Below are 4,415 nucleotides of genomic sequence, written 5' to 3'. Positions count from 1 at the left end.
AAACCGGAAGCATCTTGATGACCCCACGTTAAGGGGTCCCGTTTGGACGAAAATCACCCCTTAAGCAGGGTCCTCATTCCACGAAAAATCACACCTGAAAAACAGTTTGACCGGCATGGGGGGGTCAACGACGCTCTATGGCGAGGCATTGATCTTCGACCTACCTGCTGGTGGCACATTCTACATGTTGCCCTCTTGGCGCAATAACAACGGTCGCTTTTCCGAAGTATATGAACCGGGCATTTTAACGACGTTGGGTATCAAAAACAGCGTCGGAGGACTGAAGGACGCCGATTTGCAGCGGCTGGCGGAGGCGTCTGGGCGAATGCCCTTCAACTTCTACGGGCATTACCCGACCATGGTGTCATTCCGGGACGAACAGTCGCCCAAGACAATCTTCGAGGTCACTCCCAGCGGAATGAGTCAGAATTTTGCGGGAGCAACTTTCGTCGGGTTGGATATCGAATTCACCGATGCTCCGGTCACGGAATTACTACGCAATCGTCTGACCTGGCTGAATCTTTCGAGTGGAACTGCGCTTTTTGAGCGCGATCCCCCTGGTTCTGGACGACTCGATAGAGACAAGCCGCTTGGACATAAGATTACACAAGCAAATTTCTTTGGGAATGGGAGCAGATAATGGCTGTGACGAACCACGAAGTTTTGTTGCGGCCTTAAGAATAATTCGCTTGATGTTAGGAATAGCCCCGCCGCCCGAAAGGCATCACGCGGCGGGGCCAGTGCCTCAAGACGGTGGGGAAAGGTTAACCCTGCCCAGCCAAGGCGACTTCAGTTGACGACAGCAGGCCGTTGCAGTGTTGCAGCCAAATCGACCGCCTTCAGCAGCAGCGACCGCGACTTGTCCTTGTACCAAGCCCGAAAAGTGCCGACTTCCGGCAACTCGTAAAGCAGCATCGCCGCATGCGCGAGCATGAGCAGTTTCATCAGATCGGCTGGGCTTGAATATTCCGCCTTATCGGCATCGATGAACACCTGTTCGACCCGCTGCGGACCATCATGCAGGCTCACGTAGGCTTCGAGATATTGCCGCGAATCTTCGCAGACCAGATCGGCTGGGGTTTGGGGATAGGTCATTTCACGGCCTCCTTTGCCGCCGGCACTGCCATGCCGTCGATCATCCAGCGCCAGTACGGCAGCGAGGCGAACGGTGCGAGGCGGCGGATGTTTTCGATGTCGCCAGGTGTGAGATCAGGATTGCCGTTGATCGCTCGCAGGCCGATCGAGGCCAGCCCTACAGTGCGCTCACCAAGATCGAACGTAGGTCCGAGGAAGCCGCCCCATGCGGTTCTTGTGGCGAACCGGCTTGCAGGCTGTCGCGCATCGGCACCAGGCATAAGCGCCTGCCCACCAGCAGCAGCCAGACCATAAGCACCTGGCCCGCCGACCTTCTCGATTGCATTGTTGATCTCGAAGCCGAGCGAGAATATTCCCGACCTATCCAGCCCTTCAGCGATCAGCGTGCCGGGATTGTTCGAAATCTCGCGCCCGCTTTCGATCTGCTTGAACATGTAGGCCAAGATTCCGAGCGAGATCATGCCGACCAGACCACCCACAAAGCGCGCCTTGTCCTCCTGAAGCCCACGAATAAGAACGCGCTGATTGCTGGCAATGGCGAACGTCCTGAATTGCAGCAGCGTGCGGCCAAGCGGGGTATTGGCAAACAGCGGGGTATCGCCTGCGCTCTTGGTCGCGATGATCGAATCCACATCCTTGTTGATCGCAGCACGATAGGCTGAGCGCAGACCGTCATCCATCCACGCCTCAGAATTGGCCACACGGACGTTTTCAAGCGTTTCGCCATGCTGAGCGAACAATCTGCCGATTGCCTCTGTGCGCGCCTCGTTGAGGCCAAGGAAGCCCATATACGCCCGCTCCTTTGCAGGCAGGCTGTCAAACCCGGATGCGACCGCCTTTTCCGCGTTCTGGAGAATCCGGTTCTGGGTCAGGACCGACGCCATCGACTTGTTGAAGTCGTTGAGATGCAGCAGGCCCGTCATCTTTGAGAAGCCCGCAGCGGCGTTTTCGATAAACCGCTCGATCGGTGATGCCGACGAATAGGGATCCGTCAATTCCGCCAGTGTCGCGATGCGGCTGGCAAGGATTCGCTCGGTCACCGCTCCGGCAAGCTTGGCCTCTTTGACCGATAGCTTGATCGCCGCGGTATTGGTCAGCAGCGGCTTGATGGCTTGGCCCATATAGGCAGTCATCCCATGCACCATTGCGGGCCGCACGAGTTCGGTCAGGTTCGCAACTGCCACGCCACCCAATGCCCTCATGTAATTGAAGGCAGAGGCAGCGCGCAGGATACGGGCGAAACCAGTGTGCTGAATGTCTGGGCGATACTCACCACGGACCAAATCACGGACGCCCTGCAAATCCCGCAGATCGGCACGCTCACGCGCTGCGAGCAACTTCAGTTGCCGTTCGCGCTCTCCCGCGTCGATCGTCTCATCCCCGATCAGCTTCTCGCGCATGGCGCTATAATCGTTCATGACTTCCTCGATCGGCCCTTCCAGCGTGGCAGAGCCGAAGCGGTCAGTCAGTTCGACATCACCGGCCATCAGGCGCGCATAGCGTTGACCGATGATCTGGACATCGCTTTCGAGGAATTGCTCGATCAGGACATCAGGGATCATGAACGTGCGATCCTGAAGCGGGCCATGCTTGGCAACAGGCAGATCGATACGAGGACCGGCATCGCCTGCCTTGCCCGTTACCATGTCGAAGATGTTGTTCACAACCTCAGACACATACGCCGCGCGATCGGCCTCATTGACGAAATCGAAGTCGCCACGCCGGTTCATCTCGGTGATGCCCTGGTCGATCTTGGCGATCTTGGCGCGATCCAGATCAGCGAGAGAGCGGTTCACGGCCTGCGCAATGCCGCGCATGGCCTCTGTAGTGGCAAACCGCACCTTTTCGAAATCGATGCCTGAGCGCTCCATTGCGCGCATCACCTGATCGAAATCATCCACCGAGCGCGCTGCTTCCATATCGGCGACACGAACCACAGCACCGCCGCGCAGATCGTTATCCAGCGCATCGAGGAAAGCCCTGATTGTGGGACGCTCGACCACGGTATCCCTGAAGGCATCGCTGGTGGCTGTCGCGGCATCATTGAGAAAGCCCTCTTCCCACGCCCGATTGACCACATCATCAAGACCAAGCCCACCCTTGGTGTTCTGCGTGCCTTTGCGCGACTTCCGCAGCAGGCCGGGGATCTTCCTCAATTCAGGATAGGCCGCAGCCAGATCGCCATTCTTGTCGTAAATGCCGTCCCGCTGAAGCTTGCGCAGCCATTCTGAGAGCCTTTGCGGCATGGCAGGCCGCTCACCCGATGCGACTCGCCTGGCGAATTGAACGACTTCGTTTTCATCAAACTGGTCAGGCGAGATTTCCCCTGCCTGCAAGCGCTCCTGTAGATCAGTCTCGCGCCGCTGCACCTTCATGTTGAGATCGTTAATCTCGCGCTGCGCGTCGAGCGTCTTGGCGTCCAGCACCCGCTTGGAGTTGAGAGCAGAGCGATCGATTTCCTTTTCTGCCCACCGGGTCACGATGTCCTTGAACTCGGATTCCCGCGCGGTGATCATTTCCTTGTTGTAGACCCGGCTGAAATAGCTCTCTGCCGTCGCAACCTTCACATCTTCCGGCAGCAGGCCAGCAGCGATCGCCCTCTTTTTCAGAGGCTCGAACACCCGCGCTCGCCATTCCTTCGCAACCTTTTCCACAGCCGGGAATTCGGATTTGTCACCGCGCCGCATGGCCTTGCCGACCTCAGCGCGGAATTCGGATTCCGACATGCGCAGCCCGGTCTTTCGGGCTTCCAGATAGGTCAGCCTTTGCCCTTCGACCGCCTGAGCGACAGCGCCACGAGTCCATTCTTGCATCGCCGTTTCGGCTGCGATCTCACCCTCTCCCCGAAGGTTCTTCTTCAGATAGACCGGCGTATCCATCAGGGACGCCGCCACAGAGCGAACGACGCGTGACGGGCTGGTGAGCGTCCGAAGCATCGGATTCAACTGTGCGGTCGCGCCTGCCACCTTTCCGGCCAATCCACCGGCAATCGAGAGATCATCGAGCGTGTCAACCGGTGCAGCAGCAGCACCGACAGACCGATTGCCGACCGCCATGTCCGTCAATTCACGATGCAGCACATCCGTCGCGCCGTCGAAGCCCGGTTGCTGGGCATCTTCCACCATTCGCGACAGGCGACCGAGATCAGCACGCGAGAACAATGCACCCGCACCGGCACCCAGCAGACCACCGAGGATTGCCCCACCGGCCACGCTGTAGAGCGAGGTTGTTGATTTCCACTCAGAAGTGAGCCGGGTTTTCCATCGAGAAGTGAGCCACCTCTGATTATGGATTTCGAGTCATGCTGGGGTCAATACGGT

Annotated in this window: 3 protein-coding genes; 1 reads left to right on the top strand and 2 read right to left on the bottom strand. The window is 58.2% G+C overall.

Annotated elements, in window-relative coordinates; all coding sequences use genetic code 11:
• Positions 1–106: 106 nt before the first annotated feature.
• Entirely contained in the window at positions 107–640 is a 534-nt protein-coding gene (locus tag DY251_RS21705; protein WP_199498920.1) for a hypothetical protein, read from the top strand.
• A gap of 149 nt (positions 641–789) precedes the next feature.
• Here the strand turns inward: DY251_RS21705 and DY251_RS21105 are convergent, their stop codons facing one another.
• Positions 790–1,095 carry a hypothetical protein gene (locus tag DY251_RS21105; RefSeq protein ID WP_116625872.1) on the bottom strand — a complete coding sequence of 102 codons (306 nt, stop codon included), beginning with the start codon at positions 1,093–1,095 and terminating at the stop codon, positions 790–792.
• Positions 1,092–4,307: a hypothetical protein gene (locus DY251_RS21100; protein ID WP_116625871.1), complete on the bottom strand. Its 3,216-nt coding sequence runs from the start codon at positions 4,305–4,307 to the stop codon at positions 1,092–1,094. The genes DY251_RS21105 and DY251_RS21100 overlap by 4 nt, the downstream gene beginning before the upstream one ends.
• Positions 4,308–4,415 lie beyond the last annotated feature (108 nt).

Origin of the sequence: Mesorhizobium denitrificans, from assembly GCF_003403035.1 — a bacterium.
GTDB lineage: Bacteria > Pseudomonadota > Alphaproteobacteria > Rhizobiales > Rhizobiaceae > Mesorhizobium_G > Mesorhizobium_G denitrificans.
Note: the sequence above shows the minus strand (reverse complement) of the source record. Positions and strands in the feature narration are given on the sequence as shown.